At 57.4% G+C, this 24,503-nt stretch carries 25 protein-coding genes and 1 tRNA gene; 10 read left to right on the forward strand and 16 right to left on the reverse strand.

All coding sequences use genetic code 11. The features are described 5' to 3' along the window. The first annotated feature begins 54 nt into the window (after window positions 1–54). Genes WCA10_RS18020 through WCA10_RS18040 form a run of 5 tightly spaced genes read left to right on the forward strand, consistent with a single transcriptional unit; the run spans window position 55 to window position 4,310 of the window. Window positions 55–678 (forward strand): RNA polymerase sigma factor, encoded by a 624-nt coding sequence (locus tag WCA10_RS18020; protein ID WP_472823901.1) that lies wholly within the window; start codon window positions 55–57, stop codon window positions 676–678. Beyond that, the gene (locus tag WCA10_RS18025) at window positions 678–1,574 is read left to right on the forward strand and encodes an anti-sigma factor family protein (RefSeq protein ID WP_472823902.1); all 897 of its coding nucleotides are present in this window, start codon (window positions 678–680) and stop codon (window positions 1,572–1,574) included. Before WCA10_RS18020 ends, WCA10_RS18025 begins: the two co-directional genes overlap by 1 nt. Beyond that, window positions 1,562–2,389, forward strand: coding sequence for a LiaI-LiaF-like domain-containing protein (locus WCA10_RS18030; protein WP_472823903.1), 828 nt, complete (start codon window positions 1,562–1,564; stop codon window positions 2,387–2,389). The genes WCA10_RS18025 and WCA10_RS18030 overlap by 13 nt, the downstream gene beginning before the upstream one ends. Then, window positions 2,386–2,712, forward strand: a complete 327-nt coding sequence (locus tag WCA10_RS18035; RefSeq protein WP_472823904.1) for a hypothetical protein — start codon at window positions 2,386–2,388, stop codon at window positions 2,710–2,712. The genes WCA10_RS18030 and WCA10_RS18035 overlap by 4 nt, the downstream gene beginning before the upstream one ends. Beyond that, window positions 2,709–4,310 carry a DUF4097 family beta strand repeat-containing protein gene (locus tag WCA10_RS18040; protein ID WP_472823905.1) on the forward strand — a complete coding sequence of 534 codons (1,602 nt, stop codon included), beginning with the start codon at window positions 2,709–2,711 and terminating at the stop codon, window positions 4,308–4,310. Before WCA10_RS18035 ends, WCA10_RS18040 begins: the two co-directional genes overlap by 4 nt. A gap of 77 nt (window positions 4,311–4,387) precedes the next feature. Here WCA10_RS18040 and WCA10_RS18045 read toward each other — a convergent pair whose 3' ends face one another. The 3 genes from WCA10_RS18045 to WCA10_RS18055 are packed head-to-tail and all read right to left on the reverse strand — an operon-like array spanning window position 4,388 to window position 10,066. After that, window positions 4,388–7,033 carry an ADOP family duplicated permease gene (locus WCA10_RS18045; RefSeq protein WP_472823906.1) on the reverse strand — a complete coding sequence of 882 codons (2,646 nt, stop codon included), beginning with the start codon at window positions 7,031–7,033 and terminating at the stop codon, window positions 4,388–4,390. Window positions 7,034–7,047: 14 nt separating this feature from the next. Further along, on the reverse strand, window positions 7,048–9,702 hold the full coding sequence (locus WCA10_RS18050) for an ADOP family duplicated permease (protein WP_472823907.1): 2,655 nt from the start codon (window positions 9,700–9,702) through the stop codon (window positions 7,048–7,050). 34 nt (window positions 9,703–9,736) lie between these two features. Continuing rightward, on the reverse strand, window positions 9,737–10,066 hold the full coding sequence (locus WCA10_RS18055) for a PadR family transcriptional regulator (protein ID WP_472823908.1): 330 nt from the start codon (window positions 10,064–10,066) through the stop codon (window positions 9,737–9,739). Between the two features lie 140 nt (window positions 10,067–10,206). Here WCA10_RS18055 and WCA10_RS18060 point away from each other — a divergent pair, with 140 nt between their 5' ends. Further along, window positions 10,207–10,887, forward strand: a complete 681-nt coding sequence (locus WCA10_RS18060) for a cytidylate kinase-like family protein (protein WP_472823909.1) — start codon at window positions 10,207–10,209, stop codon at window positions 10,885–10,887. Window positions 10,888–10,925: 38 nt separating this feature from the next. On the opposite strand, the gene alr is transcribed toward WCA10_RS18060, so the two are convergent. From alr to WCA10_RS18075, 3 genes are all read right to left on the reverse strand, one after another. After that, window positions 10,926–12,104 carry an alanine racemase gene (alr, locus tag WCA10_RS18065; protein ID WP_472823910.1) on the reverse strand — a complete coding sequence of 393 codons (1,179 nt, stop codon included), beginning with the start codon at window positions 12,102–12,104 and terminating at the stop codon, window positions 10,926–10,928. Between the two features lie 72 nt (window positions 12,105–12,176). After that, window positions 12,177–13,610, reverse strand: a complete 1,434-nt coding sequence (locus tag WCA10_RS18070) for a sodium:solute symporter family protein (protein ID WP_472823911.1) — start codon at window positions 13,608–13,610, stop codon at window positions 12,177–12,179. Between the two features lie 14 nt (window positions 13,611–13,624). Then, a complete protein-coding gene (locus WCA10_RS18075; protein WP_472823912.1) occupies window positions 13,625–13,795 on the reverse strand; it encodes a hypothetical protein in 171 nt (56 codons plus the stop codon). A 34-nt stretch (window positions 13,796–13,829) separates the two neighbouring features. Between WCA10_RS18075 and WCA10_RS18080 the strand changes: the two genes are divergently transcribed. Next, window positions 13,830–13,906, forward strand: a tRNA-Met gene (locus tag WCA10_RS18080). An 84-nt stretch (window positions 13,907–13,990) separates the two neighbouring features. Here WCA10_RS18080 and WCA10_RS18085 read toward each other — a convergent pair. Beyond that, a complete protein-coding gene (locus WCA10_RS18085) occupies window positions 13,991–15,334 on the reverse strand; it encodes a site-specific integrase (RefSeq protein WP_472823913.1) in 1,344 nt (447 codons plus the stop codon). 186 nt (window positions 15,335–15,520) lie between these two features. Further along, entirely contained in the window at window positions 15,521–16,342 is an 822-nt protein-coding gene (locus tag WCA10_RS18090) for a DUF5131 family protein (protein WP_472823914.1), read from the reverse strand. Window positions 16,343–16,634: 292 nt separating this feature from the next. Between WCA10_RS18090 and WCA10_RS18095 the strand changes: the two genes are divergently transcribed. Further along, window positions 16,635–17,231 (forward strand): hypothetical protein, encoded by a 597-nt coding sequence (locus WCA10_RS18095; RefSeq protein ID WP_472823915.1) that lies wholly within the window; start codon window positions 16,635–16,637, stop codon window positions 17,229–17,231. Between the two features lie 971 nt (window positions 17,232–18,202). On the opposite strand, the gene WCA10_RS18100 is transcribed toward WCA10_RS18095, so the two are convergent. The 3 genes from WCA10_RS18100 to WCA10_RS18110 form a co-directional block, all read right to left on the reverse strand. Next, the gene (locus WCA10_RS18100; RefSeq protein WP_472823916.1) at window positions 18,203–18,475 is read right to left on the reverse strand and encodes a hypothetical protein; all 273 of its coding nucleotides are present in this window, start codon (window positions 18,473–18,475) and stop codon (window positions 18,203–18,205) included. A gap of 173 nt (window positions 18,476–18,648) precedes the next feature. Then, window positions 18,649–18,990, reverse strand: a complete 342-nt coding sequence (locus tag WCA10_RS18105; RefSeq protein ID WP_472823917.1) for a hypothetical protein — start codon at window positions 18,988–18,990, stop codon at window positions 18,649–18,651. A gap of 54 nt (window positions 18,991–19,044) precedes the next feature. Next, window positions 19,045–19,620 carry a helix-turn-helix domain-containing protein gene (locus tag WCA10_RS18110; protein ID WP_472823918.1) on the reverse strand — a complete coding sequence of 192 codons (576 nt, stop codon included), beginning with the start codon at window positions 19,618–19,620 and terminating at the stop codon, window positions 19,045–19,047. A 344-nt stretch (window positions 19,621–19,964) separates the two neighbouring features. Here WCA10_RS18110 and WCA10_RS18115 point away from each other — a divergent pair, with 344 nt between their 5' ends. Then, on the forward strand, window positions 19,965–20,486 hold the full coding sequence (locus WCA10_RS18115) for a recombinase family protein (protein ID WP_472823919.1): 522 nt from the start codon (window positions 19,965–19,967) through the stop codon (window positions 20,484–20,486). A 74-nt stretch (window positions 20,487–20,560) separates the two neighbouring features. Here WCA10_RS18115 and WCA10_RS18120 read toward each other — a convergent pair whose 3' ends face one another. Together WCA10_RS18120 and WCA10_RS18125 are read right to left on the reverse strand one after the other, a co-directional pair. Beyond that, complete coding sequence (locus tag WCA10_RS18120) at window positions 20,561–20,788, reverse strand: hypothetical protein (protein WP_472823920.1); 228 nt, start codon at window positions 20,786–20,788, stop codon at window positions 20,561–20,563. Between the two features lie 150 nt (window positions 20,789–20,938). Further along, complete coding sequence (locus WCA10_RS18125) at window positions 20,939–21,223, reverse strand: Flp family type IVb pilin (RefSeq protein WP_472823921.1); 285 nt, start codon at window positions 21,221–21,223, stop codon at window positions 20,939–20,941. A 246-nt stretch (window positions 21,224–21,469) separates the two neighbouring features. Between WCA10_RS18125 and WCA10_RS18130 the strand changes: the two genes are divergently transcribed. After that, the gene (locus tag WCA10_RS18130) at window positions 21,470–21,910 is read left to right on the forward strand and encodes a hypothetical protein (protein ID WP_472823922.1); all 441 of its coding nucleotides are present in this window, start codon (window positions 21,470–21,472) and stop codon (window positions 21,908–21,910) included. A gap of 375 nt (window positions 21,911–22,285) precedes the next feature. Here WCA10_RS18130 and WCA10_RS18135 read toward each other — a convergent pair whose 3' ends face one another. From WCA10_RS18135 to WCA10_RS18145, 3 genes are all read right to left on the reverse strand, one after another. Next, on the reverse strand, window positions 22,286–23,314 hold the full coding sequence (locus WCA10_RS18135; RefSeq protein ID WP_472823923.1) for a hypothetical protein: 1,029 nt from the start codon (window positions 23,312–23,314) through the stop codon (window positions 22,286–22,288). Between the two features lie 547 nt (window positions 23,315–23,861). Continuing rightward, on the reverse strand, window positions 23,862–23,999 hold the full coding sequence (locus WCA10_RS18140; protein ID WP_472823935.1) for a hypothetical protein: 138 nt from the start codon (window positions 23,997–23,999) through the stop codon (window positions 23,862–23,864). Window positions 24,000–24,019: 20 nt separating this feature from the next. After that, on the reverse strand, window positions 24,020–24,328 hold the full coding sequence (locus tag WCA10_RS18145) for a hypothetical protein (protein ID WP_472823924.1): 309 nt from the start codon (window positions 24,326–24,328) through the stop codon (window positions 24,020–24,022). Between the last annotated feature and the right edge of the window lie 175 nt (window positions 24,329–24,503).

Here is a 24,503-nt window from a genome sequence, read left to right on the forward strand (position 1 = left end):
GATGAAGGTGTCCCGCGGAAGCTGGTTCCGGTCCACGGTCAGGAAGCCAAACCCATGACGCCGGACACTCGCCAGACGAGCGGGCCGCTCGAGATCGACTGGTTTGAAGTCGTCCGCCGCTGCATGGACGGCGATTCCGGGGCTTGGGCCGAACTGGTTCGTACCCACCATCGCCGTGTCTACGGACTTTGCTATCGTTTTACGAACAATGCCGCTGACGCCGAAGATCTAACGCAGGACGTCTTTCTAAAGATCTATTCGAATCTTGCCAGCTTTGATATCGCTCGCGGAAGCCTGCAGGTATGGATCACGACCATGACCCGTAACCTGCTTGTGGACAATTTCCGCCGCACCCGGAACCAGCGGAGCACGGATTCGCTCGACGCGGGGTGGGACGAAACCGACGAATTGCGGCCGATTGACAGGCTGACGGCAAGCGGACCTTCACCGCATGAAAAAGCGGCCCAGAAGGAATTGGCCAAGATGGTGCAGGGCGCGCTGGCCAAGGTGTCAGTGGAATTGCGCGAGGCAGTGATATTAAGGGACTTACAGGATATGGATTACAAAGAGATCGCCCAGGTTTTGGGCATACCGGAAGGGACGGTTAAATCCCGCATCAGCAGAGGCCGTGCGGAACTTGCGCGCCTGCTGGAACGTAATAAGCGGGAGGTGATGTGATGGCAGACCGCGGAAACATTCCGAACTCTCCAGCTTGCGGGCTTTGGGAAACACTCCTGGCCGACGCGCTGGATGGGCTGTTGCGGCCAGAGGATGAGGCTACGTTCTCGTCCCACATGGCTGTCTGTCCGTCGTGCACCGCCCTTTTTGAAGAAGCCCGGCGTGGGCGCGAGTGGCTGGAGTTTCTAAGCCCGGAACCAGAGGTCCCGGAGGGTCTGCTGGATAAAATCCTTGCGCAGACTGGGCCGGGACACACGTCGGAGTACAAGCTGGCGACCGCGGGCGACGTGGCTCCCATGGCGATTCCAGCGTGGCAGCGTCCGGGCATGATGGGGCGGATTCGCCGCTTCGCCGAGCCACGGCTGCTGATGACGGCGGCGATGGCCTTCTTTTCAATCGCGCTTACGCTGAATATGACGGGCGTAAAACTTGCAGACCTGCGGCTTTCGAATCTGCGGCCGACGGCGGTGCGTTCGTTCATGGAGCGCAGGCTGACAATGGCGTCGACCCCGATTATCCGGTACTACGATCACCTGCGACTGGTGTACGAGGTTCAGTCGCGGATGCAGGAGATCCGGCGCAGAACCGAGACGCAGCAGCAGCAGACTCGGCCGGTGCAACCGGGGGAGTCAAAACAAAACCCTAACCGGAAAGACGGCGGATCCCGCGTCGATCCTCCGCAGCAATCCGGGGCCCCAGCCTTGAGGGATCCCGACTATTTAGAAACTTCCGTTGACCTTCACGAACAGTCCCCCACCCAGGCGACAGAGACCTGCCGCCTGGGACCCGGGCCCGCGCATCCTGGCGGCTCTGCACTCCAGCAACTTGGATTTGTTGCCGGAGAACCCGAGTTCGAAATGGCAATACGGGAAGGGAGCACAGTATGGACTGCGTAAATCACAGCGGTGTTAGTGCGACGGCCTATTGCCAGAACTGCGGCAAGGCGCTCTGCGCGGCCTGTATTCGCAACGCGGGGAATGGACAGATTCTTTGCGAGCCTTGCTACGTTGCCTGGCAGAACGTGCAGCAACCTTTTATTGCGCCGACCGCGGGCGGACCGAATCCGTCGGTCGCGGCCGTGCTGGGCGTTATACCCGGCGTGGGCGCAATGTACAACGGTCAGTATTTCAAGGGGCTGATCCACGTGGTGATTTTTGTCGTGATCATCAGCATCACGACGCATTACGGGATATTTGGCCTGTTTATTCCAGCGTGGGTTCTGTATCAGTCGTTTGAAGCCTTCCACACGGCGAAGGCGATTCGCGATGGACAGCCGCTGCCTGACCCTCTGGGTCTGAATGAGGTGGGCAACTGGCTGAACCTGGGTGGACCGCAGCATCGGCCGGGCATGCCGTACAGTTCTGTTCCGCCGGGGTCTGGCAGCGTTTCCGGCGCTGGACCTGCGGCGCCCAATCCGGGTGCAGGCGCGTATCAGCAGGCTCCGTACACGCAATATCAGGCACCGTATACGCCACCGGCCGCTGCTGGATTTGTAGATCCGGCTGTACCTCCCGTGCCGCCCGTGTTCTGGCGCCGCAAGGAGCCGATTGGAGCACTGATCCTGATCGGGTTTGGGTTGCTGCTGCTGCTGAATCAGATGGGCTTTCTGGCCGAGCATATTTTGAAGTTCTTGTGGCCGCTTGTCTTTATCGCACTCGGTGTGTGGCTGATTGTTCGTCGCTTTGAAGATACGAAGGGAGGCCCGCAATGAACCGCTACATCCTGATTCGCCGATTGAGAGGGCCAGCGATTCTGCTGCTTCTGGGAACAGTTCTGCTGATGCACGAAGCGGGTCTTCTCGATTTCTGGAGTTTGTTCGTTCCGCTGCTGCTGATTCTGATTGGCGTGCTGAAGCTGGCGGAGCGTGCGGCGCTGGCCGCGGCAGGAGATGAGGCGCCGTATCCGGGCTCTCCGTATCCATATGGCGCTGCCGCGACCCCGGCTCCGGCGGGAGCCGCGCAGCCGCAGCCCGGCACATCCATCGTTCCTGCGGCGCCAGACTACGGGAAGGGTCCCGAGGGAGGTCAGTCATGAGCAGCGCACCTCCAAACATGCCTCCGGGCGGTTACGATCCGCGTACGCAATGGCGCGTGTACCGCGAACAGCAAAGGGCTGCGTGGCGCGCCCAGCGCGATGCATGGAAAGCTCAGCAGTATGCATACAAGGCGAAGTATCAGCACGCGTACGGGCCGCGCGTTCCGTCGGTGGTTGGTCCGCTGATCCTCATTGCGATCGGCATTGTGTGGCTGCTGATCTACTCCGGCCACATTGCTCCCGCGAACTTCTGGACCTGGTACGGCAAATGGTGGCCTCTGCTGCTGATCGCCGCCGGACTGGCGATGCTGGCGGAGTGGGCGCTGGACTTGCGGCGCGAAGCTCCGGTGCGGCGCGGGACCGGATTTGTGGGCATCCTGATCCTGCTCGCTGTGATTGGATTTTTTGCGTCTGGCACTTCGCGTGGAATATGGGGCCCGTGGCGAGGCGATTGGGGTGACCACGACGGGGACAACTTCTTCAACATGTTCGGGCAGCCGGAACACGATCTGGATCAGCAAGTTTTGAACGTGCCGATTCCGTCGGGCGCCGCAATACAGATTGAGAATCCGCGCGGCGATGTAAGCGTTACGGCTGGCGACTCGCCCAATATCGAAGTACAGGCGCACGAGGTGGCGTTTGCCGGCTCGGACGACGAGGCAAAAAAGATCTTCGACGCGGAACAGGCGCACGTGACGGTGAGCGGAGGCGCAGTGCTGGTGAAGTCGGACAGCAATAGTAACGGTCGCCTTAACCTGACCGTAACGGTGCCGAAGAGCGCACACGTGACAGTGCACTCGGGTCACGGAGATGTGACAGCGGCAAACCTCGATAGCGGTCTGAATATCAATTCGACTCACGGAGACGTCCACCTGAGTGTGATCAAGGGATCGGTGGATGTGCATTTCTCCACCGACAAGGGCGACTTCTCAGCCCACCAGGTCGATGGCGACATTACTGCCGAGGGAAACTGCAACGACCTCACATTGTCGGAGATTACGGGCAAGGTCACCATAAACGGCGAACTCTTCGGCGACGTGCACATGGAGAATGTGAGTGGAACGATTCACGTGCATACGTCGGTGACCGACATGGATGTGGCATCGCTGCCGGGCGACCTTACGCTCAATTCCGATAATCTGCGCGTAACCCAGGCAAAAGGTCAGGTGCGCGTTACCACGCACTCGAAGGATGTGGACCTGAGCCAGGTGTACGGCGACAGCTACGTTCAGGACCGCGACGGCCGGATTGCCGTAGAGTCTGCGGGCAATTACGCAGTCGAAGCGAGAAATCTGAAGGGCGATGTGGAATTGACGTTGCCGCCGAATGCGGCGGCCTCTGTAACGGGAAACACGCGGAACGGCGACATTGTTTCGGATTTTCCGCTAACGGTAAACGGAGATGAAAGCAAGTCGGTGAGCGGCAAGATCGGTGCGGGCGGGCCGAAGGTGACTTTAACCGCAGACAACGGCGACATCCACATCAAGCGTGGAGACGAGGAGCCGGGTCCGCCGCCAGCGGTTGCCGGGCCGTCCTCGGGAAGCGGACCGCATCTGAGAGCGCCGAAGGCGCCTCCAGCACCACCGGTGACGCAATGAAACAGGGAATAGGGATTAGGGAATAACAATCCGACTGCTTGTGTGTACGACGTAGGCGCGGGGTGCAAACTCCGCGCCTATTCCGTTCTAAGTGCCTGCATGGGGTCGAGACGCGAGGCACGCCATGCAGGGAGCAGGCAGGCAAGTGCCGCAACTGCGAGCAGAATTGCCGCAACCCCGGAAAAGACAGTTGGATCGAGCGGTTGCGTTTCGTAGAGCATCGTGCGGATCAGGCGAGCTGCTTCAACGCTGACCGCGAGGCCGACGGTGAGGCCGAGAAGTGCCGGCCACATTCCGTCCACCAGCATCAGTCGCAGCACTTGTTCCCGCTGCGCACCGAGAGCGATGCGGATTCCGATCTCGCTGGTGCGCTGCGCGACGATGTAAGAGAGCACGCCGAAGAGGCCGACTGCGGCGAGGATTAGAGAGAGAAGAGCCAAGGCGGCGAGCAGAGTCGCATTGAAGCTGGAATCGAGTGTCGATTTGCCCAGCAACTGGTTCATGGTGAGAATGTCGGATACGGCCAGGTCACGATCCATGTCGGAAACGATGCGCTGCACCGGAAGTGCGAATTGCGCGACGTCCTGATTCGAGCGGATCACGATGGTGACGACGGGAGCCTCTCCTGATTCGAGCGAAAAGTATTTTACAGGCTTCGGATCTTCACCGATTTGGAATCGCGTGGCGCCAACGACGCCGACGATCGCAAAGTCCTTGTCATTGGTGTGGATGTGCTTGCCGATGGGTTCTTCCCCAGGCATGAACTTGTTGACGAAGGTTTGATCGACGATGATTTCGTTTGCCAGCTTCAGTCGAAGCGCAGGATTGAAGGTGCGGCCGCGAAGGATGGGAATTCCCATCGCCTCAAAATAACGGGAGTCGGCCGTTCGATTGAGCGCCCAGATTCCGGAGCCCTGCGGAAGCGGCGGATGCTCGACGATTGTGAAGCTCGTGTCTCCCCAATAGCCCTGTCCTGGCACAGCTTCGACGATGCCCGCAACGGTAATTCCAGGCACGCTGCGAATCCGCTCAAGAAGCACATCGAAGAAGTTGGCGCGCTGAGCCGGGGTTGTGTAGCGTGCATCCGGAAGGCCGGTGCGCAGGGTGAGCATACTCTGAGTGTGGCAGCCCATGTCGGTGGAGCGAAGGCGCTCGTAGCTTTTGAGCAGGAGGCCGGCGGCGGTTAACAAGACGACCGTGAGGCCGACCTGAAGGCAAAGCAAGACACGGCGCAGGCTCGTCTTCGCGCGGCCTCCACTGTGGGCACGCGAAGACTCGTGAAGCGTGCTGAGGATCGTGGCGTCCCTGGCGCTGATTGCTGAGATCAAGCCTGAGAACAAGGCGCAGAGGATGATCACCCCACATGTGAATGCGGCAACTACACCATCGAAGTGAATGCTTTCGACTCGGCTCATGTCGTGCCGCGTCTGCACAAGCCACTGCACCGCGGCGTACGCGAGGAGGATGCCGCACGCGCCGCCGAAGGATGAGAGCAGCAGACTTTCCATCAGGCGTTCGCGGGTGAGGCGAAGCCGGCTGCCGCCGAGTGCGCTCCGAATCGCGAGATCCTTGCGCCGCGCAGCCGCGCGCGCCACCAGCAGATTGGCGACGTTCAGACAGGCAATCAGAAGTACACATGTAGTAGCGGCAAGCAAAACGAAGAGCGCGGGCTTGATGGGTCCCACCATGTGCTCGAGGAGCGGACGGCTGTTGGCTGCCTTGAACACGAAAGGATCGTTGAGATTTGCGTTGTGGAGATGCAGCGAGATCAGACTCAGATCGGCCGCGGCCTGCTCTTCTGAGATTCCTGGCTTGAGGCGACCGACAACACTAAACGTGTGGTTGCTGAGAGTGGTCATTGTTTTCATCGGCCTCTCGTGAGAGACGGGCAACCATAACTGCGTTCCAGGCCGCGGAAAATCGAACCAAGCCGGCATCACGCCGATGACCGTGTAGGGCACAGCGTCAATGAAGATGGACTGATTCACGATGGCAGGATTGCCACCGAAACGCCGCTTCCACAGGCCCCAGCTCAACAGAACTGTGCCATTGGCCGAGGGGCTGTCGTCCGATTCCGCGAAGTTGCGGCCCAGCGCCGGCTTTACGCCGAGAGTCGGCAGGAGGTCCCAGGAAAACTGCGCGCCGGCAACCTTCTCAGGGAGCTGGCCGCTCGTGCCGGACAGTCCAACGCGCGTATTTCCTACCAGTGCAAGATTGCTGAATGTATGGTTCTGCTTTTTCCATTCCTGGTAGATTCCACCTGCGACGACGTTGTAATCCGGTGTACCGGGATTGCGAACACTGTCTTCATAGAGCATGAGGAGACGATCAGGATCTTTGAATGGCAGCGGTTTGAGGATCACGTTGCGCACAACGGTGAACAAAGCAACGTTCGCGCCGATGCCGAGAGCCATGACGACAATCGCAATGGCGGTGAAGCCGGGAGTGCGGTGCAAGGCGCGAAAGGCAAAGCGGAGATCGCGGAGGAGGGATTCGAGACCGTTCCAACTCCAGGTGGCGCGGGATTGTTCGCGCAGCAACGGCGGATTGCCGAAGGTGCGGAGTGCGGAATAGCGCGCTTCGTCCGGCGTCATGCCTGCGGCGATGTTCTCGGCGATCTGGCGGTCGAGGTGGAAGGCCAGTTCCTCATTGAGGCGTGCGGCGGCGCGGCCGCGGCTGAAGAGCATCAGAACCCGCATTCGAAGTTGTTCAAACCAGCGCATGGTGAATTCTCCCGTTATTCCGTTCGGAGTGCTTGCATCGGGTCAAGGCGCGAGGCGCGCCATGCCGGGAGCATGCAGGCAAGGGTGGCCACGGCCAGCAGAAGAGCTGCAACGGCTGTGAAAACCGTGGGGTCGAGCGCCTCTGTTTGATACAGCATCGATTTGATGAGGCGAACGGCAAATGCGCTCGCTCCGAGGCCGATGACGAGACCAAGAAGAGCGGGGCGCAAGCCATCGAAGAGGACTGTACTGAGCAACTGGACGCGCCTCGCGCCGAGGGCCATGCGTATGCCGAGTTCGGACGTGCGCTGCGTGACAAGATACGTGAGCACTCCATAGAGACCGGCGGCAGCGAGGACCAGCGCGATCGCAGCAAAGGCCAGCACAAGCAGGGAGTCGAACTGCGAATCGATGGTGGACTTGTCGATGGTTTCGCGGAGGGTTTTCACGTTAGAGACAGGCAGATCCCGGTCGAGATGACCAATGATATTTTCGATGGGCATGGCGAGTGCTTCGAGGTTGTGAGTGCTGCGGACGAAGATCGTGGCTCCACTAAAATCATTGCCGAAGAGGGGCTCGTAAATGGTCGGCTTAGGCGGTTCGTGAATATCCCATCGCGTATCGGCGACCACTCCGACGATCTCGAACACCTGATGTGAGAAGTTGAAGCGCACGTGCTTGCCGATGGGATCGTCTTTGGGGAAGAGCTGTTGTGCCGCTTGATGCGATATGACTGCGACTTTGCCGCGTGCGAGGCGCTCATCGGAAGTGAAGACGCGTCCACGGAGGAGCGAGATCTGTGCGGCTGCAAAGTAACCGGGATCCGCTGCGCGGGTGTGCAGATCGACGAAGTCCTGTTGGCGAAGCGGGCGCTCAACGACATCTGCCAGGCTATCGCCACCCCAACCCTGCCCGGGTGCGGCGCTGATAAGCCCAGCGCTGGCGACACCCGGCAGAGCGCGGACCTGCGTGATGAGCTGCTCGAAAAAGGTCGCCTGTATGGCCGGTTTATAACGCTGGTCGGGCAGGCTGAGATGCATGGTGAGGGTGTTTTCGATGGGGATGCCGAGGTCCGTTCCGCGCATGCGCTGGTAGCTCTTGAGCAGGAGGCCAGCCCCGGCAAGCAGAACAACGGTCAGGCTGACTTCGATTACGAGCAACGAGCGGCGAAGTGTAGCGCGCCGCTGACTGCCCTGCGTGGATCTTGAAGAATCCTGCAGGGTGCCCAAAAGATGCCTGCTGTTGAAGGTAAATACAGAAAGAGCTCCGGAGAAGACTGCGCATACGGCAATGGCGGCAAGGGTGAAGAGCAAAACGAAACCGTCTATATGGACGGATTCGATGCGGTTCATGTCGGGCTGGAAATGGCCGAGGAACTGCAACGCTGTCCAGGCGAGGCCGATTCCGATCACGCCCGCGGTGAGGCATATGAGGATGCTCTCTGTGAGTTGCTCGCGCATGAGGCGTAGACGACCGCCTAGAGCAGTGCGAATGGCCATCTCTTTGGCGCGTGCGGCGGCGCGAGCGATGAGAAGACCGGCGACGTTCATGCAAGCGATGAAGAGAACGCAGACGGTAGCGGCGAGGAGGACATAAAGCGGGGTTTTGTAATCCTGAACCGTGTCGTCGAGCATGAGGCGGCCGCTTGCGAATGAGTGCACGGATGGCCCCGGATGATCTTTCTTGATCTGCTGCTGGATGCTGTTGATCTGGCTGACGACGCCCTGAAGCGTCGCTCCGGGTTTGAGCCGCGCGGCAATGATCGCCTCGTGATCTTCATAGGTGTTGAGGAGGCTGGGAGGGGCTTCGTGATTGAAGGGTGTCCAGACATCAATATTCTTGCCACCGAAAGATCCGGAGTAGACAAACCATGAAGGAAGAACGCCGATAACGGTGTAGGCGCGGGAGTCGAGCCAGACGGCCCTTCCGATCATGGACGGATCGCCGGCATAGCGGCGTTTCCAGAACGCATTGGTGAGGAGAACGGCAGCTGCGGCGCCGGGCTGATCGTCACTTGCGGCAAAGGTTCGGCCGATTGCCGGTTGAATACCGAGGATGGAGAAGAAGTTCCAGGAGCACCAACCGGCATCGATCCTCTCGGGGAGTTTGCCGCCTTCCGCGGAGACGTTGTAACTCTGGAACGGCGAGACCATTGCCATCTGCTCGACACCGGTCGAAGATTTTTGCCAGTCGAAGAAACTTCCCGGGTCGACAGGCGCGTATTGTGCTCCGGCGGTGGCGGCGTGTTCGCTTTCATAGAGCATGATGAGACGACCGGGGTCCGCGTAGGGCAGCGGTTTGAGGAGTACGCCGCGAACAATGGTGAAGAGAGCAACATTTGCGCCGAGTCCCAGCGCCATTACAAAGATGGCAATGAGTGTAAAACCTGGTGTGCGGTAAAGCGTGCGGCTTCCGATGCGCACATCGCGAAGTATGGATTCGAAGGAAGACCAGGACCAGGTTGCTCGCGCTTGCTCGCGAAGGAGCGCAGGATTGCCGAAGCTGCGGAGGGCGGAGTAGCGCGCTTCCTCCGGCGTCATGCCTGCGTCGATGTTTTCGGCAATCTGGCGGTCGAAGTGGAAACTTAGTTCATCGTCGAGACGCGTGGCGGCGCGGCGGCGGCTGAAGAGCATCAGGGCCCGCATTCGAAGTTGTTCAAACCAGCGCATGGATTCCTTCCTTGGGGAGGGGGAAGTAGATCGATCAGACCTCGCTTACAACCAGGTTGATGGCGGCGGAAAGCCGGTTCCAGTTGGCCGTTTCTTTTTCGAGCTGGGCGCGGCCGGCAGTGGTGAGCGAATAGAACTTTGCTTGGCGGCCAGTCTCGCTCTCGGCCCACTTTGCCTTGATCCAGCCCTGCTGTTCGAGCCGGTGGAGCGCGGGGTAGAGTGAGCCCTGCTGGACCTGGAGCACTTCGCCTGAAAGTTGTTGAATTCTCTTGGCGATAGCCCATCCGTGCATGGCTTCGGGGAGCAAGGTCTTCAGGATCAGAAGATCGAGAGTGCCCTGGACGAGATCGCTTGGTTTACCCATGCCTAGATTATCTACAACATTGATTGTAGATAGTCAAGGTGTTGTTCATTTCATGCAACCGAAGACGTTTTCTATGTGTCTACACGCTTGCGGGGTAAATGCGGTTCCGTTGTATGCTCCCAATGGCGGGGGAATTGCTGATGATGCATGCGCCGATCAGGGTAATTACGGTTGAGCGGGAGTATGGGTCGCGGGGCGGGGAGTTTGCCCACGATCTTGCGGAGCAGTTGGGATGGCGGTTGCTGGATGCGGAACTGGTGAGCGCAGCGGCGAAACGCGCGGGCGTGGCGCCGGAGATGGCTGCGAAGTTCGATGATCGGCTCGATCCCTGGTATTACCGCTATGGCAAAGTGTTCTGGCACGACACGGCCTACCAGATGACCGGCCTCTCGGAGGAGCAGGTTTTCGATTCCGAGCGCATGCTCACGCTGATCCGCGAAGAGATTTTGGAGGCGTCGAAGCAGGGCAACTGTGTGCTGGTAGGACGGGGCGCGGCGTGCGCATTGACGTGCCAGCCGGGATGCTTTCATATTTTTGTGTACGCCACGTTGAAGGCGAAGCGCGACTGGTTCACGCAGGCGTTCCCCAAGCAGGCCCAGCACGCAGAGCAGACGCTGGCGGCATACGACAAGCGGCGTGCCGCTGTGATTCGCAAGTTCTATCAGCAGGAGTGGTGCTCGCGCGGGCTTTATCACATGTTGCTGAACTCGGCGATGGGCACCGAGGCGATGATCGCTTGCGTTGGCGGAGCGGCGGGGCTTGAGATCAGCCAACCTGCAGCGGCTGCAACTTCGATTGGTCCTACGGGCGCTCCCTGCTAGATCACCCCGGCAACAAAGACGAGTTGCCGGAGAACCGATTAGACGGTAATGCGTGGAACGCGCGCGGCGATGCGGGTGAAGATCTCCCAGGGGATGGTGCCGGCGGCTTTCGCGTGATCGAAGGCGGAGATGGTTTCATCACCCTGCTGGCCAATCAACACGACTTCGTCGCCAGTCGCGATGCCGGGAATGTCGGTAACGTCGATGACAGATTGATCCATGCTGATGCGGCCGGCGAGCGGAGCGCGCTGGCCGCGCACGAGCAGGCTGAAGCGATTGCCGAGCTTGCGGTCGAGGCCATCGGCGTATCCCGCCGCAACGAGTGCGAGCCGCATGGGCTCGGTGGCGACAAAGGTGCCGTTGTAGCCGACGACCGCACCGCTAGCGACGGAGCGCACGCTGACGACCTGAGATTTCCAGCTCAGCACGGGATGCAGATCGCGCCGCGCCCGGCCAAGAGAGATCGGCTCGGCAGGCGAGAAATCAGGATCGTATTCCGGGATAAGCCCGTAGAGCGCAAGGCCGGGACGGATCAGGGCTTTCATGCCATGACGATCGGCGAGAGCGGATATCGCCTCGCCCTGCCCGCCGAGCAGTGCGGCAGAATTGCCGATGTTAAGTACACCCGCATTCATGCCCGCCGACTGGATCTGGTTGAGCGCGGACTCCATGCGTTCCAGTTGATCGTCGGTGATTCTCCCATCGGCTTCGTCGGCGGCAAAGAGGTGGGTCATCACTCCTTCGAGCCGCAATGGAGAGCCGCGGTGGAAGCGTTCAAGAAGAGGACCGAGGGAATCGGGTCCGGCACCCTGACGGCTCATCCCGGTATCGATCTCCAGATGAACGGAGATCGAGCGAATATCCGCGGCGTGCGCGACCGCCTCGAGTTCATCGAACTGCCAGGTGTCCCAGACGACAGGAGTGAGGTTGTGGCAGACGACGTCGCGGCCTTGTCCGGGAGAAATGCCGATCACAAGGACGCGCGCTTCGGGGCAGAGGCGACGCGCTTCAATGCCTTCATCAACGCTGGTAACACCGAGCCAGCGAGCCCCAGCGCGAACAGCGGCAGGCGCACAGATCCTGAGCCCGTGGCCATAGGCATTGGCCTTGACGACGGCCAGAAGTTCGGCCTGCGCACCGGCAAGGGTTGAAAGAAAACGATAGTTGTCTTCAAAGGAGCGGGTACTGATTTCGACCCAGCAGGGGCGCGTATGCATCAGACTATCCAATCAACAGTCTAGGGCATCGTTACGGCGCACGCGGTCGCCGGGATTGACGATGCGGGTTCGCTAATCCGCAAATTGCGCGAGCTGAGACGGTTCCGGCGGCGGCGTGAAGAGGCTCACAATAATCAGTGCGGCGACGGCGACGAACAGCGAGGGGAAGATCGCGTCGCGATCGGCGAGGATGGGCGGGAAGAGAGCTTTCACGCTGGGAACATCCCAGGCGAGTGTAACCGCCGTGCCGGCCGCGATGGCCGCAACCGCTCCCCAGGCAGTAACGCGCTTGGAGTAGAACGCGGCCAGCACCACTGGAGTCAGCGCGGCGGAATAGATGGTGTAGGCCCAAAGCATCTTCGCAAGAATACTGGGAGCGTAGATAGCCTGGTAGAGCGCCCAAATGCCCAGAAGAACCACTGCGAGCCGCGAGACGATCAGTACACGCTTGTTTGACGCGCCCGGAGCAATATACCGAACGAAAACGTCGTTGATGAGATTCGTCGCGGGAGAGAAGAGATAATTCGACGCCGTGGAGATGACCTTTGCGAAGACCGCGCCAAGCAGCAGCGCGCCCATCAAAGCGGGAAGACCGTTACGGGCGGTGTAGGGGATGATTTCGTAAGGCTGACGCGACACCTCGCCCGTTGGGTAGAGAGCAGAACCGAAAACGGCGATGGATACGATCAAGGTCTCGAGTAGAATTGTGCCCAGAATCCAGCCGACCACGGAAATGCGCGCGTCACGCTCAGACTTTGCAGAGAAGAACTTCTGATACATCACCTGGTTGCCGAGCATAAGAAGCATCGTGGGCACCATGAATTCCATGGCCCGAGTAAATGTGAGATTGCCAAGCACCTGAAAATGTGTGGCGGGCAGAACGGCATGCAGGCCAGCCCATCCTCCTGCTTTCAGGAAGAGCATTGGGGTCGCAATGATGCAGATAACGGTCACCAGCGAGCCGATGGCGACGTCCATATAGGCCACGGATGACATGCCGGCGAGAGCCGTGGTGACGATGACGAAGACGGCGATGATGTAGGTGCCGAGCTCCGGCGTTACCTGGTCTGGAAAGATGAGATGGAGGAGGTTGCCGCCTCCCTTGAACTGATAACTTGTGATTCCAACATAAGCAAAGAGAATGGCGATGGTGCCGAGCACCCGGGCAGTCTGGTTGTAGCGGGCTTCAAGCAAATCAGGCAGCGTGAATTGAGCAAATTTGCGGGCACGGGGCGCAATGAAGTAGATGAGGAGAAGTCCGACCCAACCACCCGCGGGCAGCCACAGCGCCGCAAACCCGTTGCGATAGGCGTTCTCGGCTCCGGCGAACAGCGAACCGGCGCCAATCCACGACGTGAGCAGGGTCAAAACGAGAACGAAGGCAGGCAAAGAACGGCCGGCTACGAGATAGTCGGCCTTTGTTTTTACGCGCGTTGTCTGGTAGATGGCGACGGTCAGGAGAACGGCCACGATCACGGCCAGCACTGCAACGTAGAGTTGGGACATCCGGTAGGGCTCCTTCAGAGCGGCTGCGTGGATTTTTGCCGGCGGATCTCTTGCGCGTTGCTGTTCGATAAGGGGTTTACGAGCAGAAACGCCGGCTCCAGCGCCGCATCTTTGCGATGTTTCTCAGGCTGCCAGAAGTGTACCCGATGAAATCGCGCCGGGCCGGAAGGCGGGGTCGTTGGCATTTGACCCGCCTGACGGGCGTTGTTAGACTAAGCATGCGGGGTGGAGCAGCCCGGTAGCTCGTTGGGCTCATAACCCAAAGGTCGCTGGTTCAAATCCAGCCCCCGCAACCAACCCAAATTCACCTTAATCAACAACTTAATGATTTCCGGCCGGTCAACTGATCGGCCCAGGGTCCAACTAGGGTCCAAAATCCCCTACATTATGGTTTCTCGTGTCGGCGATAACATCGATCCGATGGCTTCTGCGGCACCGCGATCGTCAGCGTCAACCTTGTGAGTGTAGTGAGCCATGGTGGTCTCAATCCGCGCGTGCCCAAGCCGGTGCTGCCTTGTCTTGAGCGGCGTGCCGATTTCATCCATCACAGTTGCGTTCATGTGCCGGAATGCATAGTTCCCGCATCTCTTGATCCCCATCGCCTTCAGCTTTATGTCGATCTCGAGATGCTTCAGGATAGGGTTGAGTACCCGGTTGCGAAAGTTATCCATGCTCAGCGGATTTCGCCGCTTTGAAGCAAACATCAATCCCAGTTCGTTCCGCGTCCAATGGTCGCGCTGATATTTGCGCAGTCGTTGGACAAGGTTGGAAGAGATGGCAAATGTACGGATTGCTGCGCGGGTCTTCGGCGACTGCAGCTTTCCTTGCCAGACGCTTTGCTCGATGCAGATGGTACCCGCTTGCCAATCAATACCATCCACCTTGAGCCCGGCAAGTTCGCCGGGCCGCATCCCAGTCTCGGCCAGCAGCCAGAAGAACGCCTTCCATTGCTCCGGTGCCGCATCGATGATGGCAAGCGACTCCTCGACTGTGAAATTGTAGGTGTTCTGCTTGGCAGCTTCCGGAAACCGCAGACCCTGAAATGGATCATGAACAACGTATCCCCATGTCCGGGCCGTGTTCCAAACCAGCCTCATGGTGCAAATGAGATTGCGGGCAGTCTTTGGTGACCCCTCTAAAGAGGCAACAAATACCTGCACGGACTCCGCGGTGATGTCTTTCAGGCCTTTGGGTCCAAAATGAGGGACCAAAACGCAGTTGAGATTCGACTTTTCAGAGGATTGCGAGCTTGGTTTGTGCTGCTTCATCACGCTGTCCATCCATCGCTCGGCGAATTCAGCAAAGGTCGCTTGCGGTCTGGGCTTGTAATCCTCCGCGTTCACTTCTTTCAAACGCCGATCAAGCTCGCGTTGGGCCAAACGCTTGGTCGGGTACTCTTTGACGTTTCCGATTGTCTCCTTCCTGCGGACGCGCCGCACCTCTCCGTTACTGGCAATGATGTCTTCACGCCAACGTGCGATCCAATTCCCTTCAATGGAAGAGAGCTGGCCGCGCTGATATCGTCTCCGGGCCATCGATTTTCCGATCTGCCCATTGACTTCAATGCCCTTTGTCGGGATTTTAATCGACGGATTAACCGGACGGGAGTGTGAATTCACCCATTCGATCGTCGTGCCAAAGATGTCTGCTACCTGTTCTATCGAAAGGAGCGGTGGAAACGCCGCAACACCTGTCGCGGCGAGTTGGTTCACAAGTTGTGTCAAGCTTTCCTCAAGCAAGTGCCGGTTGATCCGGTCACCGGAACGGAAGAGATTCCTTCCGCTTCATCGCCTCGAGGAAATAGCCGATAATTTTCATATCAATTGCGATCCTTACACGTACGACCAATCCACCAAACACAGCGTTTGCGGGCGCGCTCTTCGTGTGAAGGAAGAGCGCGCCCCCTAGGATCAAGCGGCCTGTTCCAGGATGCCCACAGCCCAGAGCCGCTTGTGCAGCTCGCCCTCAATCTGCCGGCGCCGCACCAGAGATGGAGCTTTCAGATCCTGCGTCGGCGGAAAAGCCTTGTACTCCCTGCCGTCGAGCTCACATCCGAGCTTGCCCTTGGGGAAGCCGCCCCACTGTTTGAAATAAAACGGAACGTGGGCCGACTTGCACTGATCGCGAATAGAGACGATCCACTCCCTGCGCACCGGACGAGCTCCGGGGCCACTCTCGCCGCCGACGATGACCCAGTTGATGCCATCGAGCCAGACGTTCCCGAGGTCCTCAAGAAGCGGCTCACAGGATAGAAAGCGCATTGCGACGTCACACTTCTGGAGATAATCCAGACGAGGCAGGCCGTGCTTTTTGTTCTCAACGGTCACTCCCCACCAAATGTGAGGCAGCCCGGCCGCAAACTCGAGATCGTTCTTGAGCATCTTTTGCATTCGCTCCGGGCGCTTCGTGAGGATCTGGTAGGTGTGCCAGTTGGCGGCGGCCATCACCTCAAAGGTTGCGACGATGAACTGATCGGGAACGTCGTCGTGGAACAAATCCGACATACTGTTGACGAAGACCCGCTTGGGACTCGTCCACCGAAGCGGCTCAAGCAGCTTCCACGGCGCTAGGCGGACGTCAAATCCCTGCTCGAACGCGTTGCCAGGGACGCCGCGAAACCTCTCGGCGAATGCCTCGGCATAGCAGTGTGCACAACCAGGACTGACTTTTGAACACCCGCGAACCGGGTTCCACGTATTGTCTGTCCACTCAATCAGCGAGTTTGCTGACATAATTAACAACCTTTCTGGAAGGATTTCGAACCTTCCGTTTCACGTTCTCCGGGGTACACATGACGGGGCCTAAAACTGCCGTATTCCAGTCTTGTGCTTCCGGCGGAGATTTCGCCCACAGTCCCAGCATGAGCGCGCACCGTGTAACCGCCATACGCTTGTCAACCTTGCGAAAGCGCGCTCTCAACTTCGTATTTAAGCTGAGCAGCCAAAGATTGAATCTGCAAACATATGAAATAAGGTTAGTTGGCAGCATTCAGCGGGGTCGCAAAAAAAGGAGCATACTGCTTCTATGAAGCGAAAATCGTGCAGTCTGCAATCGATGGTCACCACCGCGCAGGAGTTCCTCGATCTACTTTTCTGGAAACTGCATCGGATCCTTGATCGAGAGGGCGTTTCAGTTTTGCAATGGGCGATTATGCAGCGGGCGCTCGAACATGAGAGCGGAGTGCGGCTTAGCGTGATTCTCAAGGCAACAGCGGACACTAAAGATAACGTGAGGCGTGCTGCGAAATCCCTACAGGATGCCAACGTTGGAAAAGTGATAGTTGATCCAAGAGACGGTCGCGCGCGAATCTTCATTCTCACCAAGCTCGGAAGGAGACGAACACTTCATGTCCAAGAGACGTTTCAGGCAAAATTGTTGGCTTCTATCGGTGCAAGGGAGATCTTCTCAAAGCGGGCGGCACAGTTTACTCGGCACATGCGGAATGCGAGCATCTATCTGGCCTCTGGCGATCTTGCCGATAAGGAACTAGTCAATGACCGCGACTATAACCGCGTCGCAGTACCTGATAACTCATTAAGGTATGTGGAGCTGCCTAAGAGAGCTACGTCTCCTTTTTCAGACTTGGAGAAAGCTATAAATCCGAATGAAGTGCCGTTTTAGATTTCGAACTTCAAGAAGCGGCCTCTGTTTTCGCGTTTCTGTCTCGTCCATTTTGGCAGCTTTGCACAGGCGCCGGCCCATTGCTCAATCCACCCCCAAAGCAATACGTCAGTTGGCCCTAGGACAACTTGTCGCGATGGACCGTCGAGATCAGGATGGTCTGTACTTCTTCTCCATTCCGCGCCTCAAAACCTGTTTAGAGCCTTTTGTCACGCGTTCTAGGCGCCTCGCAGCCGCGAAGTGAAGGAAGAAGTCATCTGCCATATGAACTCGCCGTGGCGCACCCTCTCGGGGTGCGCGGACGGCGAGCGAGTCCCATCGGGCGTCGCTGTTGGGGGAGATTGCGGGCCTCCGAGTTTGCGATGTCGACGCCAAACACGGGTACATTTCGATAGGCGGCGGTCGCTTCGGACGCTCTCGCAGGATTCCAATCGGGCCGGACCTCCGTGCGATCTTGAACTCTTATCTTGGCTCCAGGCATCAAAGCCCGACGAACGACCGCTGTTCGTCACCCGGGATGGTCGCCCGGCCACTGCCGGGAATTTACGCAACAGATTTCAGCGCCTTCGAGTTCTTGCCGGAGTTCAGAGTAGAAACGGCACGAGATGCGAGCCTCGGATGCACGATCTCAGACCCAGTTTCGCCGTTCATCGGATTGCCGCTTGGATAAAGAGCGGATCGGATCTGAATCGGATGCCCCCTGCGCTTGCTGCGTATATGGGCCTTGTTGGCCTGACCGCGACCGAAAGATTCATAGCTCTCACGCCTGAACGCTTCCGCAAAGAACTGAGCAAACTCAGTCCAGGGCAAGCGAAGAGGCACTGGCGCGATGATCCTCAACTGATGAAGTTTCTAGCTGCTCTCTAGGGAGAAAGTTGCGAACTGCACGTGTATATATTCCTACTGGGCCCTACATTCTGAAAAGTGGCAAAGCCTGCCAAGGCCGAGCCAGCTTGCATATCGATTATCTGTCAGAAGTCCATATCCGAGTGAACAAACCCGCGCTTCGCCAGTTCACACCGACGCTCAGAGTAACGAACCTCGGCTGCTTCGAGTGTTGGGAAGAGGTCATTCTCAATCTCATCGAACATGAACTGCCCGTCCACCTCGCTCCAGGTGGCGCGGGACTGCATCACGACAAAGTCCGATGTATACGAGTTCGGATCGTAAATCTGAAGCTCGTAGAACACCTGCTCTTTTAGCGGAACGGTGGGTTGGTCAGGCTTGGATAGGACCTCTTGCATGCATCCATTATCCGCGGAGTCCATTAATCAATCAGCGTGATCCACGGCACACAGCTTCTTGATTTCATCCGGAGTGGTGGCATACCGCCTCTCCGTCTAAAGATTTGCGAGAAACTCCAACAACGACGAACCGGGCCGCCATCTCGTACGCAAGTTCTGCGGGCTTAGCTTATTCAGAGCGCTTTGAAAGCGATGGGGAATCGCTGGGCCTTGCGAAACGTGCCGCGGGTGGTCTGAATGTGGCACTCGAACTTCCTGGTCTCGGGATCGCGACCCTGATAGATGCCGACAAACTTCGTACTCGGTCTGCGCGCAATGTTTGCCAGGCTTAAGGAAAATGATTGACTCATCAACACCTGGAAAGGTCCTGAAAAACGGGCCTCGAGTTCGGCGCTGCGTTCAAGAAGGAATTGCTTGATGATGCCGAAAGTGACGCGGTCTTCTGCCTGATCGATGCGCCCTACAATGGCCTGCAAGAGTCTGATTTGATCTGGCAAACGAGCGATAGCGGTCATTCATGGAGAGGAACTCCGATGCTCGATTAACCGAATTGCGACATCGTTCTCGGCTTATCCTGAGGTAACAACCAAGGCCCGACAAGAAGAAGTGCCGCTTGCTCCCCAGGTAATCAGCATCTCGCTGTTCAAGCAGATACAGTCTCCCGGTTCGAGCACGTCTTGCTGGCCTGCAGAGTCAAGCTGAAGGTTCCCCTCTAGGACATAAATGACACCCGTGAACGCCTTGCCTACGTCCGCCAGTGTCCCAACGAACTTGGGCGGAAAGTCAACCTCCTTTGCAAGAATGGGACAGTCCGCCCTTGCATTCAGCGGGAACTGCTTCATCGTTTCTTGCTTTCTCCCGCGTCCGATCGCACGTAAGTTGCGCGTGATTGATATGGAATGCTTCTGAGCATCGGCAAAAAAGAAGCCGAGGCCGACACCATACACGCGGCAGATTCTCGCCAGCGTCGAAAGGGTGGGAATCATGCGGTAGGTTTCCAGTTTCGATAGGAGAGCTGTGGATAGGCCTGTTTCTGCCGCCAATCGCGAAAGGGTCAGTCCCCTTTCTCCCCGAAGCATACGAAGTTTGAGACCAATGGAATAGATCTCAAGAAACCGTTCTGCCTGGCGGGAGTCACTTTCCATGCCAGCTCTCCTTGATCCTCTGGACGTACATGCGGGGTTACGATGAGTTGCAGTGCCATTCAGGCTGTTCTCGAAAGAAGAGGCGCCAGAATCTTGGAATAAAAATGTACGGCCTCAACGTGCCGAGGTCCTTGCGTTCAATCGGTCGTGCACTATTTGATGACTGTACTGAGTCTTCGCTCCCGCGCGATGTGATGCGGCTCACGTTGCCGCGAGAGAATGATGTGCGATTGGCCCCCAAGGGCCGCAGCATGCGCGAGCGAGTGCGTTTGTTTGCGGGACAATGCAGGCTGATTCAACGCGGATACCGCCAAGGGGGACCAGTTGGCTTTGGATTGCGGAGAATGCTTATTGACAGTGAAGGGCGTCAAAAAGGAATTCTCGAGAAAGGACAGACAAAGTGGCTACAGACCGACCGGGTCGTGCTAGTGCCTGGTCCTGAAGAAGAGCAGAAAATCGTTCAGGAGATATACCTTTCTTTCGTCGAAGAATCAAAGAACCGAACAGAAATTGCAAATAGTTTGAATGCGCGAGGGATCCCGAGCAGGCACCGACGGCCTTGGAGCTTCCATCTTATTCACGAGATTCTTGTAAACCCTAAATACATCGGCGCAAACGTATATAACCGCACATCCGTCAGGTTGAATCAGCGAGTAGTCGATAACGCGGAACAGTTGTGGGTTCGCAGGGATGGTTGTTTTCCCCCGATCGTATCTTCGGATCTCTTTCTCAGAGCTGCGAAGATCATTGAATCGCGCAAGCACAGAAGTTCTCACGCTGACCGTTTGTTCCGCCTATGTCAGGAGAATGCTCGCGAATCCGCATGTCGAGCGTCATTTGTCCCGCAATCATTCAGAACTGCTTGAAGCTGTCAGAGAAGCCATTTCAGATTAGGAAGTGAGCTCGGATTAATCTGTGGGGTTACCAAATTCAGTGACCGCTATTTTTCAGTTGCTTCCCTGACGACCCGCGCGGCAGCTTGGTTCACGTCCTCTTTCTCTTCTTGGACATGGACCAACCGTCTCATGGGAAGCTGGCCATAGATAGCGGCAGCCTCTCTCAATATCCTCGCCTTTGCTTCTTCCCCAGGAGGAAGCGAGTCGGCAAGTTCCTCAAGAACTTCTGCAACAAAGGTAGTGTCTCGAACTATTCGCGTAGTCTTTGCCATATCCAAAGCTTACGCCGCGTCTGATCCCCTTTACTATCCCGTGGAAAACCAAACTGCACCACTACCCGTAGTTGTTCTTCTGATTTGAGCGGACGTATCAAACAAGCAAACTCCAGGCAAGCGCTGCAAGCTCTACCTGGCGTTGAGCGACTATCCTTTGGATTTCTTCGGCGTCTTGGGAGTCTTAGGGGTCTTCGGGGTCTTTGGACTCTTGGCAGGGGGCGCAGGGACAGCTGGGCTCGAAGTGACGGATGCAAGTTCGCCCGCTATCTGCTTATATGCGTTGCTGATGCCGCTTGCCGTTGACGACATTCCTGTCGTCGCGCCGCACGCCACCAGGGCGATGAGAAGCGCATACGAAACCATGTTCTGACCCTCTTCGGATCTCTTTGCTTTCATCATGTATGCGGATAGACTTCTCAATACCCTTTTCATATTCATCTCCTTTTTAGATTCTCCCCAGCGCCGATCTGTCCCTAGCCGACTCATTCGCTGTGCTGTTCAACTCGGTGGGCCGCTCAAGAAGAAGGATCAATCCAAGAGTGGAAAACCGCAATACGTCTTCATGGGCACTCAAGTTGTAGATGGCAATCGAGATTCGCTCCCCTTTTGGGGCACACGGGCCGAAAAGGAGTACGACGCCTTTGTTCGGTGTGCACGTCTACGGCAAGCAGACCATCGATGAGAACATTGCCGGTCTCGGCGGAATTGCCGGCGCTCTCGATGGCCACCGCGCTTCGCCTTCGCAGGAGAGTAGCGGCCCTCAACTTCGCCAGATGCGTCGTAGATTTTGTGCATCTGCGCCCAATCGACGTTTTCCCCGAAAGCAATTTCAGTTGCAGCCATGTAGTGCTTGTGTGCGTCAGTCGTAATCTGGGGACAGCCTACAAATCGCTGGCGAATATCCCAAACGAAATCCGTTGCCCATCCCGCATCGCGGCGACCCACGGGGTAGGAGATGATTGGCTTGGTGTCGGCATCAATGGCCGTCCATACCTCCACTGCACGTGTACGGAAGGTCTCTCCAGCGTCGCTTTCTCGAACGGTATCGTCTGCAATGCGCGTCCTCCGATAAAGCTTCAGTGTCCAGCTGCATGGATTACGGTCGCGCGACCGTTGTAAGGCATCAACCGGTGCCCGTTTGTGCAAATGATCTGTCAGGGTAATTCCGTGGTCGGTCAGTTTTTTGGAATTCGCTTCCATATTGTAGAGTGGGTTTATGCTAGGTAACCTGAGGAATCGGCTTCTTCGCTGGCATCGATTGAAGTCTGGGGAAGAGAAGGAACAGCTCAAGGATCGAATCCGAAGTTTCCAGTTGGGGCCGTTCCAGTTCCTGCAACGGATTCCGGCTTCATTGCTCTTGGCAGCAACCTAAAGGTGCTGTCAATGATTTATATGAGCGACAAATGGGGCCAGCACTGGTAGAAGTTTCTCAAGCAAACAGCGGTCCAATCGCCATTCCCTCCTGTCTCAGTAATGGAAGGCTCTTTTCCAAGATCACCGTTCCGATCGCTCGCTGCGTGATATGCCGCGCGTACTAGTCTCTAGAAGCAGGAGTGAAGCCGATAAGCTCAGCAATGGACCTAAGGCGCTAAAAACCGCCCGGGCCGCGTTGCCTAGCGCGTCATCGTAAGCCCCCATTGCAAGGGCAGCTAGTGCCGCGGACGCCGATCCTATCACCCATGTTCTTGGCATGCGCCCGAGCCGCCACAAGCCTAACGGGAGCAACCATGCGAAGGTGAAAAGGAATTCCCGGGCGACAAGGCATCTGTACAAGCCAGACAGGTAAAAATGACCGCTGCCTGACTCGGCCCATCTGGAAGCGGCGAAACTCAGCGGTGAGTAAGGTGAAGATCCACGCGACATGAGAAGAGTCAGTGCGACGAAACCCAGTGTTACCATTGCTCCCAACCATGCCAGTTGCGAGAGACGGCGCGCGCCTCGTCGAAAAGCCGTCAGCCACCATCCGAACACGAGTACCGCCGCTAAGGGAACGAATGTCTCCTTGGCGATCGCCCCCAAAACTCCCCAAAGTGGCAAGAGCCACCAGCGCTCGGCAAGCATTGTCCAGACCACCGCCATCATCATGCAGTTCACTGCAGAGTCCACATATCCCGAAAGGTTCAGATTGGCCACTGCGAAGCTCGAGAGATAAAGGAGCCCACTGACGAGTGCTGCGGAATCATTCCCGGCAATTCGACGACTAACGCTTACCAGCATGAAAGCGGTAGTGGAGATGAAGAAGGAGTTAACGACTAAGAGCGCGAAGAAAACAGGATTCCAAGTATTGAGATGACCTTTTGCCATCCAATAGACCGGCTTGGCGAGGTATGGAACAAGCACACGGTGCGACTCGTCGCCGGCTTGGTCATCGGCGCCAGTCACAAGTGCATAGTATCCGTTAGAGTCAGAGAGGCCGGGAATCGACCGCGGGTCGTAACGATTGAGCGTCGGGTAGCCTAAGCTCATGCAAATGACGAAGAAGAGTGTCCAGACTATGACTCCGTGCCCAATTGCAGACTTCAATGGGAATCTCCCTTTGGGCTGTAAATCCGTGAAACCACGCATGGTAACCCGGTTGTTCAAGGCACCCCTTCAACTGGATGTTGTAGCGGAGGGCTTCTGCAGATGGTAGTACATGTCGTCACGATTACGCGGCATGGGAAAAACACTCTCACTTTCTACCGTGCTGCTCTCATCGCGATTGCTGCACGCCTAATCAGCTCGTCGATTTGCAGGAGCCAGCTCGCGGAGAAACACAGGCCGTCGAGGACGAAATCGAAGTCGCACGAATTGCATTTGACGCGACTGATTGCCAATCAGTGTAAGGCGGCTTGGTGGCGAAGGCCCACTGTGGCAAGAAGCAGAGATGGCGGCCCTGGTGCGCTTGGAGGAATGCATACACCTGCCGAATCTCCTCCTCGAGGCTCACTTTTTGCCTTCCAGCCAATGGCATGGATTCGGCTGACGTCCAGCGGCTTTTGAGGAGTTCCGTCCCGCTTGCTCGTGTCAAAAACAAGCTGACAATCAAGGTCGAGCACACTGGCCACCAGTTCCGCCAGTTCGCGGATGGTTATGTCTTCACCAATACCAACGTTGACCAGTGGAGCCTCATTCGCACCGAGAAGCGCATGTCTCCAGGTCCATACGACGTTGTTGGCATCGCTGCAAGGTACTTCGTCCCGTACTGCCGGTTGTTCGACGAGCACATTTCAATACCGGCAATTTTGGTCACGTTGTTTTGAGCACAAAGTGACGCTGAAGGTCCTCATATTTTCCAATGACAATCTGGTCCACCACGACTCCATAGACCTCTGTATCCCCGTCCCGTGGATTTTCGATCGTGCCGTGCGCCACATTGAAGATGTACCGCGCTCCATCCAGGTAATCAATAAAAGCAGGCGTCCTATACCGCCCGCGATCCTTGGCCTTGGCATTTGCCGAGTCCACCACTCCATCGATGTCGTCCGCGTCGCAGATATGTTCCCAATCCTTCCAAGCCCCATTCTCAAGTCGCGTTGCAAATATCGTGATCTGCATCGGAATCCTCTGCTTCGCGCACGTTAACGCGGACAGAGTTGAGCGCCCGCGAAAACTGGGGTGGTTCGGATAGTGAAATCCTCGAGATTGCGAATTGCGATTCCACGGCCAACCGGACTCGGGTGAGTAGTTTCCCAACCCAGGTTAGGACGCACTACGCTGAACGACCCGGATG

Origin of the sequence: Occallatibacter sp. (assembly GCF_049582745.1) — a bacterium.
GTDB lineage: Bacteria > Acidobacteriota > Terriglobia > Terriglobales > Acidobacteriaceae > Telmatobacter.